This window comes from Arenibaculum pallidiluteum (assembly GCF_017355985.1).
GTDB lineage: Bacteria > Pseudomonadota > Alphaproteobacteria > Azospirillales > Azospirillaceae > Arenibaculum > Arenibaculum pallidiluteum.
In genome coordinates, this window is record NZ_JAFIQU010000003.1 from 264,166 (window position 1) to 277,478 (window position 13,313).

A 13,313-nucleotide genomic window follows, 5' to 3' on the forward strand; every position below is an offset into this window, starting at 1 on the left:
GAAATGGCCCGTATGAAGTTCCTTTGCGACGCCGACCGCTGCATCGAGTGCAACGCCTGCGTCACCGCCTGCAAGAACGAGCACGAGGTGCCCTGGGGCATCAACCGCCGCCGCGTCGTGACCATCAACGATGGCCAGCCCGGCGAGCGGTCGATCTCCATGGCCTGCATGCACTGCACGGACGCGCCGTGCATGGCCGTGTGCCCGGTCGACTGCTTCTACAAGACCGCCGAGGGCGTGGTCCTGCACGACAAGGACCTGTGCATCGGCTGCGGCTACTGCTTCTACGCGTGCCCCTTCGGCGCGCCCCAGTATCCGCAGGTCGGCAACTTCGGATCCCGCGGCAAGATGGACAAGTGCACCTTCTGCGCGGGCGGCCCCGAGGACGACATCACGCCGGTCGAGTACCAGAAGTACGGCTCGAACCGCCTGGCCGAGGGCAAGCTGCCGCTCTGCGCGGAGATGTGCTCGACCAAGGCGCTGCTGGCCGGCGAGGGCGACATGGTCGCGGCCATCTACAAGGAGCGCGTGGTCAAGCGCGGCTACGGATCCGGCGCCTGGGGCTGGTCCGTCGCGTATCGGGAGAGCGCGGGCGCCTGACGCCCCGGCAAGGAGAACAGGCATGATCGTCATGAAGATCCTTCGCGCGGTGGCGCTCGTGACCCTGATGACGGCGGTGCCCCTGGTGGTGCCGCCCAAGGCCATGGCGCAGCAGGCTGTGCCCGCCAACGACGCGGCGCTCCTCCGGGCGCTGCAGGCGCCGGCAGGCGACATCAGCGGACGCATCTCGATCCCCGACCGGAAGGCCGCGGTCCTGCAGCACCCGGAGGGCCGGGAATGGCGGGAGTTCCGCGAGGGCACCCTGAAGGCGGCGGCGGGCGGCCTGCTGCTTGCCGTGGTGGCTGGGCTCGCGCTTTTCTATGCGGTCCGCGGCCGCATCAGGATCGATGCCGGCCCGTCCGGCCGAACCATCACCCGCTTCGGCGGCCTGGACCGGTACGCCCACTGGCTGACCGCCAGCAGCTTCATCGTGCTTGGCCTCTCGGGGCTGAACCTGATCTTCGGCCGCACGCTCGTGCTGCCGCTCGTCGGGCCCGAGGCCTTCGCGACCCTGACCGAGATCGGCAAGTTCGCGCACAACTTCCTGAGCTTCCCCTTCGTGCTCGGCATCGTGCTGATGTTCGTGCTGTGGGTGAAGGACAACATCCCGAACGCGCTCGACGTCGCCTGGATCAGCCAGGCCGGCGGGCTCTTCTCCAAGGGCAAGCACCCGCCGGCCAAGCGCTTCAACGCCGGGCAGAAGGTGATCTTCTGGCTGGTCGTCCTGGGCGGTGCGGCCATGTCGGTGACGGGCTACATGCTGATGTTCCCGTTCTACGCGACCGGCGTGGACGGCATGCAGCTGATGCACATGCTCCACGCCCTGATCGCGGCGGTCATGGTCGCCGGCATCATCGGGCACATCTACATCGGCTCGGTCGGCATGGAGGGCGCCTTCGACGCCATGGGCAGCGGCGAGGTCGACGTGAACTGGGCCCGCGAGCACCATAGCCTGTGGCTCCAGGAGGAGATGGCGCGCCAGGGCAAGGGCGCCAAGGTCCAGGGCGGGCACGTCGCCCCGGCCGAGTGAGCGGTGCGCCACGGCCGGTGCCGCGGCGCCGTCTCAGCCGAGTTCGAGCGAGCACGCGCCGGCGACGGCGCTACCGAGGGAGAGTGGAATGCGGGCTTTCATCATGGGCGTCGGAACCGCCATCGTGGTTGCCGTCCTGTCCGCCGTGGTGCTGCAGGGCTACGTGGCGACGCCGGTCGGCAGCGCCTTCGCGACCTCCAGCGTCCGGGCGCCGGCGCATTGAGGTCAAGGCCGGGGCCATGGCCCCAGCGCAGGACCGCCCGCGGGGGAAGCCCGGCGGGCGTTTCGTCTTTCAGGGCGCGCCGGAAGGCGGCTGGTTATATGGCGCCGGATTGCGCCAAGCGTTCCGCCTCGGCAAGGTCGTCGGGCCGGTTCGCGTTGAAGAAGGGGTCGATGGGATCCGTCCCGAACTCGGCCACGGCGAGGCGGTGGCGCGCCGTCCAGACATCGACCTTGCGGATTCCGTCCTCCAGCATCGCGCGGCGGAGATCCAAGCGGAGCCGCACGGGCCAGAGGCCGAAGACGGGGTGCTGCTGACCGCCCGAGGCCGCGCAGGCGAGATCGGCGCCGTCTTCGGCGACTGCGCCGAGCAAGCGGGCGACCAGGTCGCGTGGGATGAAGGGCGCATCGGTCGCGAAGCTCGCGACCCATTCCACCCCTGGCGCGTGGCTGGCCGCCCAGTCGAGTCCGGTGAGGACCCCGGCCAGCGGCCCTGCGAAGCCGGGCACGACGTCCGGGATCACCGGCAGGCCATAGGCCGCGAACCGGGCGGGATCGCCGTTCGCGTTGATGGCCAGGGGGCCGACCTGACCGCGCGCGCGCTCCAGCACCCAGTCGAGGACCGCCCGCCCGCCCAGCGGGCGCAGCGTCTTGTCGCCGCCGCCCATGCGCCGCGACAGCCCCCCGGCGAGCAGCACGCCGGCGATCGGCGTCCCGTCAGTCGTCATCGCGGCTGCCCTTGCGGCGGTGGCGGTCGTCCTCGTCGCCGGGCTCGCCGGGCTCCAGGTCGAACTCGATGCGCTCGAGCCCTGCCAGCGCCACGAAGCGTTTGCCGCGCGCCCGGCCGACCAGGGTCAGGTTCGCCTGCCGTGCGAGCTCGACGCCCCAGGCGGTGAAGCCCGAGCGGGAGACCAGGATCGGTATCCCCATCTGCACGGTCTTGATCACCATCTCGGAGGTCAGGCGGCCGGTCGTGTAGAAGATCTTGTCGGCGGGCTCGACGCCGTGCCGCCACATCCATCCTGCGACCTTGTCGACCGCATTGTGGCGCCCGACGTCCTCCATGTAGGCCAGGGGCCTGTCCTCCTGGCAGAGCACGCAGCCATGGATCGCGCCGGCCTCCAGATACAGGCTGGGCGCGGTGTTGATCTTGTGGGTCAGCCTGTAGAGCCACGAGGTCCTGAGCCGGGCCTCGGGCGCCAGCCGGACCTCCTCGAACCGCTCCATCAGGTCGCCGAAGACGGTGCCCTGGGCGCAGCCCGAGGTCAGCGTCTTCTTCCGGAGCTTCTGCTCGTAATCCGTCGCGCGCTCGGTACGGACGACGACGGTCTCCGTCTCCTCATCGTGGACGACCTCCGTCACCCGGTCGTCGCGCTGGAGCATGTTCTGGTTCAGCAGGTAGCCAAGCGCCAGATACTCGGGATAATCCGCGATCGTCATCATGGTGACGATCTCCTGGGCGTTGAGGAAGAGCGTGAGCGGGCGCTCCATCGTGACGGCCGTCTCGACCGCGCGGCCGGTCTGGTCGATGCCGCTGACGCGCCGGGTGAGCCGCGGATCCGCGGGGTCCGGCCTGACGACGAGTTCCTGGATATCCATGATACAAAGGGTAGGTGCGCAGCGCCGCCGCCGCAAGGCGCGCCGTCAGCCGGCGGGCCTGGGCGGCGGCTTCCAGATCCCGCCGGAAACGATCAGCTTCACCGCGTCCTCGGCCGGCATGTCCACGGGAACCAGTTCGGCCGGATCGACGAAGAGCAGGTAGGCCCCGGTCGGGTTCGGCGTGGACGGGACGAGGACGGCGACCAGCGCGCTGCCCGAAATCGCCCGCATCTCGGCCGTCGAGGGGCCGGTCACGAAGCCGAGCGTCCAGCTCCCCGGCCGCGGGTACTCGAGCGCCACAACCTGCCGCGGGCTTCCGGAGCTGCTGATCACCGCAGCGACCACCTGCTTCGCGGTGCCGTAGATCGGACGCAGGATCGGCGTGCGCACCAGGATCGCCTCGCCCAGCCGGACCACCCAGACGCCGATCCAGCCGGCCGTCAGCATGCCCGCCAGCGTCACCGCGATCAGCACGATAACGAGGCCGAGGCCCGGCACCGCGAAGGGAAGGAAGGCGTCTGGCCGCAGCGAGGCCGGAAGCAGCGCATCGATCCACTGATCGGTCGCGCCCAGAAGCAGCTGGACGAGCCAGAAAGTCAGCGCCAGCGGCGCCGTCACCAGGCAGCCGGCCAGGAAATAGGCGCGCAGTCGTCCCGACAGGCTCAAGACCACCTCCAGGGGTATACTACCTCGGATGATGCAGCCGGTCCAACGCCGGCCGCATCCCATCCTTGCCGCTTCCGGCATGGCAGGCCCTGTGCTACGCCCATGCCCGCGCACCGCACCTTTCCCGGAAGCACAGCCGCCATGGAATACATCCAGGCCGCGATCCTCGGCCTCGTCGAGGGTCTGACCGAGTTCCTGCCGATCTCGTCGACCGGCCACCTGATCCTTCTCGTCGATCTCCTGGGCTTCCAGGGCCCGGAGGGACGGGTCTTCGAGGTCGTGATCCAGTTCGGCGCGATCCTCGCCGTGATCCTCGCCTATTTCGGACGGCTCTGGCGCGTGGCCGTGGGCTTGCCCACCGACCCTGACGCGCGGCGCTTCGCCATCGCGGTCATCCTGGCATTCCTGCCGGCCGTCGTGATCGGCGTGCTGGCGCGCGACTTCATCAAGACCGTGCTGTTCAGCCCCTGGGTGGTTTCCTGGGCGCTGATCCTGGGGGGCATCGCGATCCTGCTGATCGAGCGGCGCCAGTGGGAGCCCCGGCACTTCCGGATCGAGCGCTTCCCGATCCGCCTCACCCTCGGCATCGGCCTTGCGCAGTGCCTTGCCATGATTCCCGGCGTCTCGCGCTCGGGCGCAACGATTCTCGGCGGCTTGCTGCTCGGCGTCGATCGCAAGACCGCCATGGAGTTCTCGTTCTTCCTGGCGATCCCCACCATGCTCGGGGCCGCCAGCTACGACCTCTACAAGAGCCGCGACCTGCTGAACTCCAACGATGCGCTGCTGATCGTGGTGGGGTTCGTGGTGGCCTTCCTGGCGGCCCTCGCGGTCGTGAGGACGGTGCTGGCCTTCATCGGCCGCTACGGCTTCACGCCTTTCGGCTGGTACCGCATCGTGCTGGGCGCGGTGATGCTGGGCGTCCTGTCGCTGCGCTGAGCGGGCCTCATCCTGCCGCGAGGCGCAGGACCGCGCGGCGCAGCAGGCGGCGATAGCGCGCCGCCAGACGCCCGAAGCGCTGCCCGTCCTCGCTGCCGGCAAGGCTCGCCGCGGCGAGCTGCGCATAGCCCAGGCGGAATGCAGCATACGCCGCCTCCTGGACGGGCAGGCGCGCCGGAAGCGCGGGGTCGCGCAGGCGTGCCGCAAGCGCCTCGGCCATTTCGCGGATCGCGACCGGCTTCAGCCCGAACTCGACCCCAAGACCGGCGAGGTCCCAGCCGATATCCTGGGTCCCGGGATAGAAGTGGTCGTCGTGATGGTCCAGCGCGTCGGCTTTCACGAAGCCGCCCGAGAATCCACCTTCGGTCCGCAGCCACTCGTGCGGCAGCATCCGGCCGTCCACCGCGACCGCCTCGATGCCGTCTAGCCGGGCCAGATGCCGGTCGAGCGCCGCACGGAGGGGATCCAGCCACGCCGCGCCCAGCCCTTCGCCGACATTCGTCTCCAGCAGCGCGCGCAGTTCCGCGGCGCGAACAGGCGCGCCGGTGCGCTCATGGCAGCCGAGATGGGCGACGTGGTCCAGCGCCGCACGGGCGAGCCCGTCATTGAGGGCGCCGCGCGGACATGGGGTGCCGTCGATCCAGTCCAGGGCCAGGAAGCCGTCCGACAGGCCGCGCGGCGCGGGGCCCAGCCCAGCCGCCGCCAGCCGCCCGGCGCGGGCCAAGCGGGGCGTGCCGTAGCGCCCGAGCCCCGCGAAGCGCAGGAGGACGGTCCGCCCGTCGCGCCGGGCGAGATACTTGCGGCGCTCGTGCTGGAACTGGACCGCGGGCGGCGGGCCGTCGATGGGGACGTGGTTGCGCCAGAGGCCCCCGCCGAGGTCCTTCAGCCCGGCGCCCAGGCGGCCGCGCGGCAGCCAGGCGTCCTCGAAGCCCGCATGGGCCTTCGGATGCCGCGGCCAGCGTTCCCGCGCCTCGGCCGAGACGAAGCCCGCCGGGTCCGGCAGGGCCGAGGGCACCAGCACGATGCGCTGTTCCGGAAATCCCAGCGCGGCAAGACAGGCGGCGGTGCCGCAGAAGGACGAGCCGCTGAGCCCCGGTCCCTCGTCGACAACCAGGACCATGCGGTCCCGGCGCTCGACGAGGAAGGCTTCCAGCGCCGGCGCGAGGGCGGGGCGCCGCTCGAACGGATGTCCCCGTGGGCGCAAGGTGATCGCGTCGACCGTGCGTCCCGCCGCCGCGAAGGGCGCGGCGGCCACGCCGGACAGTCCGGCGCCGATACTTCGGATGCCGACGCAGAGGACCGGGCCGGCGCTGCTGGCGGCGAGGGCCTCCGCGGCTTCGAGATAGGTCTCGGGGTAGAGGGCGTACCAAGCGTAGCCCTCCGCGACGCGGCGCTCGACCCGGGAGGGCAGGTGGCTCCGCAGGATCGCATCCAGGCCGCCGGCCGCCTCGCGGGCCGCTGCGGCGCGGACATCTTCCTGGGCGCCGCGCCAGGTCGCCCGCAAAAGGCATCCCAGAGACACCGAGACGGCGCGCCAGCGCTGCGCCTCTGGGGCGAGGCCGTCGGCTGTCGGGAACAGCGCGTCGGCGAGCGCCGCCTCCACCTCTCCGAAGGCGATTACGCAGTCGACCGCGGCATCGTGGTCCAGGGCGCGGGAAAGGCGCCGCCCGATGTCCGAGAGCAGGACCCTTGGGTCGACGCTCTCGGACCCATCGCGATAGACCAGCATGGCCTCCGGGTCAGCCCGGGCAGTAGCGGCGGATCATGCGGGCGCAGAACTCGGCGAAGTCCTCGTGCCGGTGCGGCGGGCTGGTGTGGTGGCGGCCTGGGCCCATGTGCTCCGGCGTGAAGCAGAAGGTCACGGTCACGTCGAACTCGTCGAGTGCGGACATCATCCGGTCGAACCAGGCGTCCGCATTGGGGCGGTAGCTGTCGGCCCAGGACAGGCCCGTGCGCAGGTGCCGGACACCCAGCGTGCGCAGATGGCGCACAGCGTCGTCGAGCCGGTGGTCCTCGAAATGGAACCACTGGCAGATGCCGAGATGAGGCGTGAACTCCGGGAAGTGGCGGTAGGCCAGCTTCGGCGTCCCGTCCTCGCGGACCAGGCCCATGTAGAAGTGCCGGTAGTAGGAGGATCCTTCGGCCTCCTTGTGGCGCGTGGTCGCCGGCCAGGCCCGCGGCAGGTCGAAGAGGCTGTACCAGTGGATCCGCGGCGCCTGCCCGATCAGCAGCTCCGCCGAGCGGCGCAGGCCGAATTCCTGGACCTCCTCGGCGCCGAAGGTGGAAACGCCGACCTCGGTCACCCAGACGGGTTTTCCGTCGGCGGCCGTGCGGATCTCCGCGACCTTGGCCGGCCATTCCTGGATCTGCCAGTGGTTCCAGTCCAGCGGGAAGCCATGCACGGCCACCACGTCGACCTTGTCGAGGACGCCCTTGGCCTTCAGATTCGCGACGAAGCCGGTATCGATGGGCGACATCCCGCCGAGCACGCAGGGAAGCGCCGGGTTCTCGCCCTTGATGGCATCGCAGGCCGCGCGGGTCATGGCCGCGTAAAGCGACCAGTCCGGGTCCAGCTCGGGGTCCCAGTGCGACTTGTTGTTGGGTTCGTTCCAGATCTTGGCCGCTTCGATCATGCCTTCTCGCCTCGTGCCGGATAGACCGGGCCCGGACCGGACCTCCCCATGCGGCGGCAGACGTAGACTTCCGCCTCCGGGTGGTCGAGGATCTCGAAACCGGCCGCGCGCAGCATGGCTTCGGCGCAGGCGCGGTTCGGGACCCACCAGTTCGTCCAGTCCCTCGCGTATTCCTTCTCGATGAAATGCAGTTTCGGGTAACCGGGGCGATCGAAGTGCTCCTCCTCCCAGAAGGGGTAGTCTTCGGCGACCGGCTCGACGGTCGTACTGCCCCGCTGCATGGACTGAAAGACCATCAGGTCCTTGGCCGCGTGGTCGTGGATCAGGTCCAGTGCCAGCAACGGGTGGCGGAGATGGTAGAGGACACCCATGAACAGGACGAGGTCGAAGCGTTCGCCCAGCGCGGCGACGTCGTAGACCGAGAGATTCCTGAACTCGACCTCTGGGGCCTCCATCACCTCGGCCGCGAAGCGCGCCTGGGCGAGGTAGCGCTCGTCCTCGTCGATGCCGACGACGCGCGCGGCGCCGCGCCGCTTCATCTCGAAGGAGTAGAAGCCGGCATTGCAGCCGATGTCGAGGACCGTCTTGCCCGAGAGATCCTGGGGGATCGCATGGGCGAAGCCGCGCCATTTGATCGCGGGATAATCGCCGAGGAAGTGGTTCGGCGCGGTCGGGACCCCCTTCAGGTCGATGTTGTGGAACCAGTCGCCGAGCTCCTCCGCCCGGCGCCGGATCTCGTCCTTCGATAGGCGCGACATCTCGTTCATGGTGCTGCCCCATTCTGGCTCTGTGGTGGAGCGGACGGCAGCGCCGTACCCGCCTTGGCGGGCAACGGCGGCAGATCCCGGCCCCCCGTGTCCTGCTCGTCGCGGCTCGCCAGCAGGCCGATCGCGGCGCGGTAGCCGTGCAGGGTGCCGACGTCCACGTAGCTCTCGCCCGCGCGCACGGCCCAGGCCGCGCCGCCTTGACCGATCCAGGCATTGACCAGCGTGCCTATATACTCGTCCCCGCGTCCGCGCTCGAGCCACAGCGCGTGCAACTCGGCGAGGATGGCGCCGGTCATCTTGAAGGCGCCCCAGATCCACCGGCTGCTGGCGGCGGCACTCTTCACCTGGATCTCCTGGACGCGGCCGCTGGCATCGTGCACCACCGCGTCGAAGAACTCGGGCCGGTCGACGGGGAAGCACAGGAACGACAGGCGGTCGTCCGGCAGCGCGGCCAGCGCGTCCTCAGGGAACCAGACTGTGTCCGGCAGCCCGACGAGGACCGGCTCGTCGGGCCCGATCAGCGGCAGGGCCCGGAATACGGCGTCGCATAGCCCGCCCGGCCGCGGCTGCACGACATAGGCGATGGCTGCCCCGCCGATGGACCCGCCGTAGTATTCGAGGATGTCGTGCTTGCCCGGCGAGATCACGAAGCAGATCTTGTCGGCGCCGGCACGCAGCATGCGCTCGACGAGGTACTCGCTGACCGCTCGCGGCCGCTCGACGCCGCCGTCCATGCGGCTGCCCACGGGCAGCAGCTCCTTGGAGAAGGCCAGCGGCTGGATCCGTGTGCCGCTGCCCGCGGCCGGAACGATGCCCCACATGTCACGTCTCCAGGGGGGCGATGTCCGCCCCCGTGCTGAAGCAGGCGTCCAGCGCCCGCATCAGGTCGTCGACCCGCCGGTCCGCCGTGTGGTCCGCGAGCACGCGCGCCCGCGCGGCCTCGGCGATCCGGGCGACCTCGGCGTCGGAGAGGTCCAGGGCGGCCAGCGCGTCCTCCGTGCGGCGGGCGACCAGGATCTCGGCTCCCGGACGGAAGAAGGCGTCGAGCCCGTCCCATGCGTCGCTGAGCACCGCACAGCCGCAGGCCGCGGCCTCGAAAAGGCGGCCGGAGGGGCACCATCCCATCTGCGCCATGGCGCGCCGCGTGACGTTCAGCGTCAGGCGCGAGGACGAGAAGAAGGCGGGATGCTCGTCCGGCGGCAGGTGCTTGACGAACCAGATGTTGTCGGTCCAGGGGAAGTCCTGCGGGTACTGCGCCCCGCCGATCACGAACTTGCGGCGCGGCCGAAGGCGCGCAGGCTCGATCAGGAAGTCCTCGAGCGCTGCCTGACGGTCTGGCGCGTAGGTCCCCATGTAGGAGAGATCGCAGCGGTAGCGCTCCTCGGGCGGCACGGGGCGGTGCACCTCGGGATCCACGTGGCCGTAGAGCGGCGCCACGAGCCGCGCGCCCAGGCGCGATCGCAGCTCCGTCAGCGCGCCGCCGCCGGTGTAGCTGAGCACCAGGCAGAAATCCCGCAGCCCTCCCGGCGGCAGGTATGAGACCGTCTCGCCGGCTGCGAGGCGCGACAGGGTCACGGGCGTGTCCAGGTCGTAGAACACGCGGCAGGTCGCCGGCGAGGACAGCAGCAGCTCCGAGGCGGCGGCACCGTCCGGGCAGTAGGAGGTGACCATGCCGACGTCACTGTCGGCGAGGTGCCGGACCGCGAGCCTGCGCGCCTCCTCCCAGTCGGAGTAGAGGACGAGCTCGCCGCCGGGGATCTCGAACAGGTCACGGTTCTGCGCGTAGTAGGGAAGGTCGCGCTCGAAGAACACGACCCGGTGACCGCGCCGGTGGAGCGCCTTCAGCAGGCCGCGCCACAGGGTCGCGTGGCCATTCCCCCAGGACGAGCTGACGGTGAGGCCGAAGACGGTGATCTTCATGGGGGCAGGGTCTCGTTCACGGCCAGGATGCGGGGGCCCCAGGGGGCCAGCTCGACCCGGCTCACTGAGGCGGGATCGATGTCCAAACGCAGCAGGAGATCCAGTGGCATCCCGAGCCAGAAGGCGAGGACCGACCGTATGATGTCGGCATGGCTGAAAAGGACGATCCTGGCGTCGGGTTGCTCGATCGAAAGGCGCTGGCACAGCCCGATTGCGCGCAACTGGGCCTCGGCCATGCTCTCGCCTCCCGGGCAGCGGGCGCCGGAACGGTTGGCGTTCCAGGCCTGCCACGCCGGGTCGTCGCGCAGGGCCTCGAAGGCGGCGCCGGTCCAGGAGCCGAAGTCCACCTCGTCGAGCCCCGGCACGGGCCCCACCAGAAGGCCCGTGCGCTCCGCCATGGGGGCGGCCGTGTCGAGGCAACGCCGCCGCGGACTCGACAGGGCGAGGTCGGGCCTCAGGGCGGCGAGGCGCGGCGCCAGGCGGCGCGCCTGGTCCGAGCCCTCGGCCGAGAGGCCGATCTCCGTCCGGCCCGCCAGCCCCCTTCCGATCCAGTCCGTGGCCGCGTGCCGGACCAGCAGCAGCATCGTCATCGATCGGCGCTCATTCCTCGCCGTCGATGAACCGGGCGGTGCGCCGCTGCGCCTCGTCGTCCGTGAACTGCTGGGGCGGCGACTTCATGAACCAGCTCGACGGGCCGATCAGCGCCCCCCCGATCCCGCGGTCCATGGCCAGCTTGGCGCAACGTACGGCGTCAATGACCACCCCGGCGGAGTTCGGGCTGTCCCAGACCTCCAGCTTCAGCTCGACGTTCAGCGGCACGTTGCCGAAGGTCGTGCCTTCCAGGCGGATATAGGCCCATTTGCGGTCGAGCAGCCAGGGCACGTGATCCGAGGGCCCGACATGGACCTGCTCGGTCGGCAGCGGGGCGCCGAGCTGGCTGGTGACGGCCTGCGTCTTGGAGATCTTCTTTGAATCCAGGCGCTCGCGCTCCAGCATGTTCAGGAAGTCGGTGTTTCCGCCGAAGTTCAGCTGGTAGGTGCGGTCGACGCGCACGCCGCGCTCGCGAAAGAGGTTCGTGAGCACCCGATGCACGATGGTGGCGCCGACCTGGGACTTGATGTCGTCGCCGATGATGGGCAGGCGCTTCTCCTCGAACCTGCGGCGCCATTCGTCGCGCGAGGCGATGAAGACGGGAATGCAGTTGACGAAGCCGCAGCCGGCCTCCAGCGCAGCCTCGGCATAGAAGTGCGTCGCCTTCTCGGAACCGACCGGCAGGTACGAGACGACGACGTCGGTGCGGGTGCGGCGCAGGATCGCGGCCACGTCCGCGACGGGCCGCTCGCTCTCGGCGACGACGCCGTCGAGGTACTTGCCGAGCCCATCCAGCGTCGGACCGCGCTCGACGACGACGCCGGTCCTCGGCACCTCGGCGAAGCGCGCAGTGTTGTTCGGTGCCGCTACGATGGCTTCGGCAAGGTCGAGACCGACCTTCGCGGCGTTGACGTCGAAGGCGGCCGAGATCTCCACGTCACCGACGTGATAGCCGCCGAGACGGACATGCATCAGCCCGGGCACGTCCTCGTCGTCCGGGGCGTGCCGGTAGAATTCCACCCCCTGGACCAGCGACGAGGCGCAGTTTCCGACGCCGACGATCGCAACGCGGACCTTCCTGTCTTTCAAGGCATGCGCTCCGTTCTCGTTGTTGGGCCATGCCCGGGTCCGGGCATGCCGCCTCCGTCCTTCAGCCCGCTCGGGCGCCGGTGGCGCGCGCGGGCACCGGGAGCGCAAAGGGCTCCCGAAAGCGAAACCAGTGGCGGTTGTGTATGTTCCGGCTTCCACTGCCCGAGCTTTTGGCAGTTCGGTCCCGCGAACGGGGTGCCCCCAGCGATGGACTGCCCCTGAGGGCTTGCGGCGGCGCAGCAGAAAGCCGAGCTTTCCCGCTGGCCGCCGACGAGAGGCATCGTGAACATCGACTGGGCCCGTTACGACTGGGGGGCGCGCTACCCCGCCGAACCGATCCTGGACTTGCCGATCCCCGGTGGGTCCGCATGGCCGACGGGCCATGTGGTGGTGGTCGACGGTACCACCTCGGACGAGGCCGGCCGGATTCCGCTTCAGCGCCTGCCCGGCCGCTACGCGCTGCCCTCGCAGCTCGCCCGCGCGACCGAGCCCGCCTTTTCCGCCTTCAAGGCGCGGTACGGCCAGCGCGCCCTCTTCGACGGCAGGATCGTCAAGCTCGTCGCCCGCGAGGATCGGCTCGCATGGCAGGAGGCGGGCTATTTCGACTATGTCCGCAGCAACCTGCTGCTGGACGAGACGGGGCTTCGCGACGCCGTGCACGCGGCCGGCCGGCTGGAGCCGCTTGGGGATTCCGTTCTCGCGAACGGCATCGGCCTGAACCTTCAGCTCCTGACCGCCGACGGGCGTCTCGTGGCCCAGCGCCGGGCCGCGGGGATGGCCGTGTGGCCCGCCGTCTGGGGGCCCGGGGCCGCCGGCATGGCGGAGCCGGTCGACCTCGACGGCGTCGCGCGGCTGTGTGATCTCAGGCCCTGGCGCGAGATCAACGAGGAGCTCGGCGTACCGGAGGCGGCGCTTGCCGGGGCGCCGATGCGATTCCTCGGCCTGACCCGCGAGCTCGCCCGCGGGGGATCGCCCGAGTTGCACTGGGCGATCCGACTGCCGCTGGACGGCGCCGCGCTCTTCGCCGGCCTTGGCCGGGCCCGCGACGGGCACGAGCTCGAAGGGATCCGCCTTCTCGATCCCGACGATCCCGGACGATCGCTTGATGTCCTGCAGGCGGGCGCCTCGGGCTGCCTGCTGGCGGGATGGGCGCTGCTGCTCAAGGCGGGAGGGAGCCGGGCCGTCTGAGCGCTCCGCGGCCATGAGGCATGCCGACAATCCGCTTGCCAAGCCGTCTGCCCTGAAACATGACTACCGGCCTCG

The 13,313-nt window shown here is 70.3% G+C and carries 15 protein-coding genes; 5 read left to right on the top strand and 10 right to left on the bottom strand.

Annotated elements, in window-relative coordinates; all coding sequences use genetic code 11:
- Positions 1 to 3 precede the first annotated feature (3 nt).
- From fdh3B to JUB13_RS31800, 3 genes are all read left to right on the top strand, one after another.
- Positions 4 to 600, top strand: coding sequence for a formate dehydrogenase FDH3 subunit beta (fdh3B, locus tag JUB13_RS08350; protein WP_207478344.1), 597 nt, complete (start codon positions 4 to 6; stop codon positions 598 to 600).
- Positions 601 to 622: 22 nt separating this feature from the next.
- Positions 623 to 1,630 (top strand): formate dehydrogenase subunit gamma, encoded by a 1,008-nt coding sequence (locus JUB13_RS08355; protein WP_207478345.1) that lies wholly within the window; start codon positions 623 to 625, stop codon positions 1,628 to 1,630.
- An 88-nt stretch (positions 1,631 to 1,718) separates the two neighbouring features.
- Complete coding sequence (locus JUB13_RS31800) at positions 1,719 to 1,853, top strand: hypothetical protein (protein WP_268914351.1); 135 nt, start codon at positions 1,719 to 1,721, stop codon at positions 1,851 to 1,853.
- A gap of 94 nt (positions 1,854 to 1,947) precedes the next feature.
- Here the strand turns inward: JUB13_RS31800 and mobA are convergent, their stop codons facing one another.
- Genes mobA through JUB13_RS08370 form a run of 3 tightly spaced genes read right to left on the bottom strand, consistent with a single transcriptional unit; the run spans position 1,948 to position 4,114 of the window.
- Entirely contained in the window at positions 1,948 to 2,577 is a 630-nt protein-coding gene (gene mobA, locus JUB13_RS08360; RefSeq protein ID WP_207478346.1) for a molybdenum cofactor guanylyltransferase MobA, read from the bottom strand.
- On the bottom strand, positions 2,567 to 3,448 hold the full coding sequence (locus tag JUB13_RS08365) for a formate dehydrogenase accessory sulfurtransferase FdhD (protein ID WP_207478347.1): 882 nt from the start codon (positions 3,446 to 3,448) through the stop codon (positions 2,567 to 2,569). The genes mobA and JUB13_RS08365 overlap by 11 nt, the downstream gene beginning before the upstream one ends.
- A gap of 45 nt (positions 3,449 to 3,493) precedes the next feature.
- Entirely contained in the window at positions 3,494 to 4,114 is a 621-nt protein-coding gene (locus tag JUB13_RS08370; protein ID WP_207478348.1) for a DUF502 domain-containing protein, read from the bottom strand.
- Positions 4,115 to 4,255: 141 nt separating this feature from the next.
- Between JUB13_RS08370 and JUB13_RS08375 the strand changes: the two genes are divergently transcribed.
- A complete protein-coding gene (locus JUB13_RS08375; RefSeq protein ID WP_207478349.1) occupies positions 4,256 to 5,050 on the top strand; it encodes an undecaprenyl-diphosphate phosphatase in 795 nt (264 codons plus the stop codon).
- A gap of 7 nt (positions 5,051 to 5,057) precedes the next feature.
- On the opposite strand, the gene JUB13_RS08380 is transcribed toward JUB13_RS08375, so the two are convergent.
- Genes JUB13_RS08380 through JUB13_RS08410 form a run of 7 tightly spaced genes read right to left on the bottom strand, consistent with a single transcriptional unit; the run spans position 5,058 to position 12,050 of the window.
- The gene (locus JUB13_RS08380) at positions 5,058 to 6,779 is read right to left on the bottom strand and encodes a hypothetical protein (protein WP_207478350.1); all 1,722 of its coding nucleotides are present in this window, start codon (positions 6,777 to 6,779) and stop codon (positions 5,058 to 5,060) included.
- Between the two features lie 10 nt (positions 6,780 to 6,789).
- Complete coding sequence (locus tag JUB13_RS08385) at positions 6,790 to 7,683, bottom strand: glycoside hydrolase 5 family protein (RefSeq protein ID WP_207478351.1); 894 nt, start codon at positions 7,681 to 7,683, stop codon at positions 6,790 to 6,792.
- Complete coding sequence (locus tag JUB13_RS08390; protein ID WP_236024821.1) at positions 7,680 to 8,450, bottom strand: TIGR04290 family methyltransferase; 771 nt, start codon at positions 8,448 to 8,450, stop codon at positions 7,680 to 7,682. The genes JUB13_RS08385 and JUB13_RS08390 overlap by 4 nt, the downstream gene beginning before the upstream one ends.
- Positions 8,447 to 9,271: a nucleotidyltransferase family protein gene (locus JUB13_RS08395; protein WP_207478352.1), complete on the bottom strand. Its 825-nt coding sequence runs from the start codon at positions 9,269 to 9,271 to the stop codon at positions 8,447 to 8,449. The genes JUB13_RS08390 and JUB13_RS08395 overlap by 4 nt, the downstream gene beginning before the upstream one ends.
- Before the next feature lies 1 nt (position 9,272).
- A complete protein-coding gene (locus JUB13_RS08400; protein WP_207478353.1) occupies positions 9,273 to 10,370 on the bottom strand; it encodes a CgeB family protein in 1,098 nt (365 codons plus the stop codon).
- Positions 10,367 to 10,960: a histidine phosphatase family protein gene (locus JUB13_RS08405; RefSeq protein WP_207478354.1), complete on the bottom strand. Its 594-nt coding sequence runs from the start codon at positions 10,958 to 10,960 to the stop codon at positions 10,367 to 10,369. The genes JUB13_RS08400 and JUB13_RS08405 overlap by 4 nt, the downstream gene beginning before the upstream one ends.
- A gap of 10 nt (positions 10,961 to 10,970) precedes the next feature.
- Positions 10,971 to 12,050, bottom strand: coding sequence for an inositol-3-phosphate synthase (locus tag JUB13_RS08410; RefSeq protein WP_236024822.1), 1,080 nt, complete (start codon positions 12,048 to 12,050; stop codon positions 10,971 to 10,973).
- Between the two features lie 282 nt (positions 12,051 to 12,332).
- Here JUB13_RS08410 and JUB13_RS08415 point away from each other — a divergent pair, with 282 nt between their 5' ends.
- Positions 12,333 to 13,238, top strand: coding sequence for an NUDIX hydrolase (locus JUB13_RS08415; protein ID WP_207478677.1), 906 nt, complete (start codon positions 12,333 to 12,335; stop codon positions 13,236 to 13,238).
- Positions 13,239 to 13,313: the final 75 nt, after the last annotated feature.

Bases quoted from the DNA above. Each gene is read 5' to 3' on its own strand.
- mobA (WP_207478346.1), bottom strand. From the start codon at position 2,577: ATGACGACTGACGGGACGCCGATCGCCGGCGTGCTGCTCGCCGGGGGG.
- JUB13_RS08365 (WP_207478347.1), bottom strand. From the start codon at position 3,448: ATGGATATCCAGGAACTCGTCGTCAGGCCGGACCCCGCGGATCCGCGG.
- fdh3B (WP_207478344.1), top strand. From the start codon at position 4: ATGGCCCGTATGAAGTTCCTTTGCGACGCCGACCGCTGCATCGAGTGC.
- JUB13_RS31800 (WP_268914351.1), top strand. From the start codon at position 1,719: ATGCGGGCTTTCATCATGGGCGTCGGAACCGCCATCGTGGTTGCCGTC.
- JUB13_RS08355 (WP_207478345.1), top strand. From the start codon at position 623: ATGATCGTCATGAAGATCCTTCGCGCGGTGGCGCTCGTGACCCTGATG.
- JUB13_RS08400 (WP_207478353.1), bottom strand. From the start codon at position 10,370: ATGAAGATCACCGTCTTCGGCCTCACCGTCAGCTCGTCCTGGGGGAAT.
- JUB13_RS08375 (WP_207478349.1), top strand. From the start codon at position 4,256: ATGGAATACATCCAGGCCGCGATCCTCGGCCTCGTCGAGGGTCTGACC.
- JUB13_RS08390 (WP_236024821.1), bottom strand. From the start codon at position 8,450: ATGAACGAGATGTCGCGCCTATCGAAGGACGAGATCCGGCGCCGGGCG.
- JUB13_RS08405 (WP_207478354.1), bottom strand. From the start codon at position 10,960: ATGACGATGCTGCTGCTGGTCCGGCACGCGGCCACGGACTGGATCGGA.
- JUB13_RS08380 (WP_207478350.1), bottom strand. From the start codon at position 6,779: ATGCTGGTCTATCGCGATGGGTCCGAGAGCGTCGACCCAAGGGTCCTG.
- JUB13_RS08395 (WP_207478352.1), bottom strand. From the start codon at position 9,271: ATGTGGGGCATCGTTCCGGCCGCGGGCAGCGGCACACGGATCCAGCCG.
- JUB13_RS08385 (WP_207478351.1), bottom strand. From the start codon at position 7,683: ATGATCGAAGCGGCCAAGATCTGGAACGAACCCAACAACAAGTCGCAC.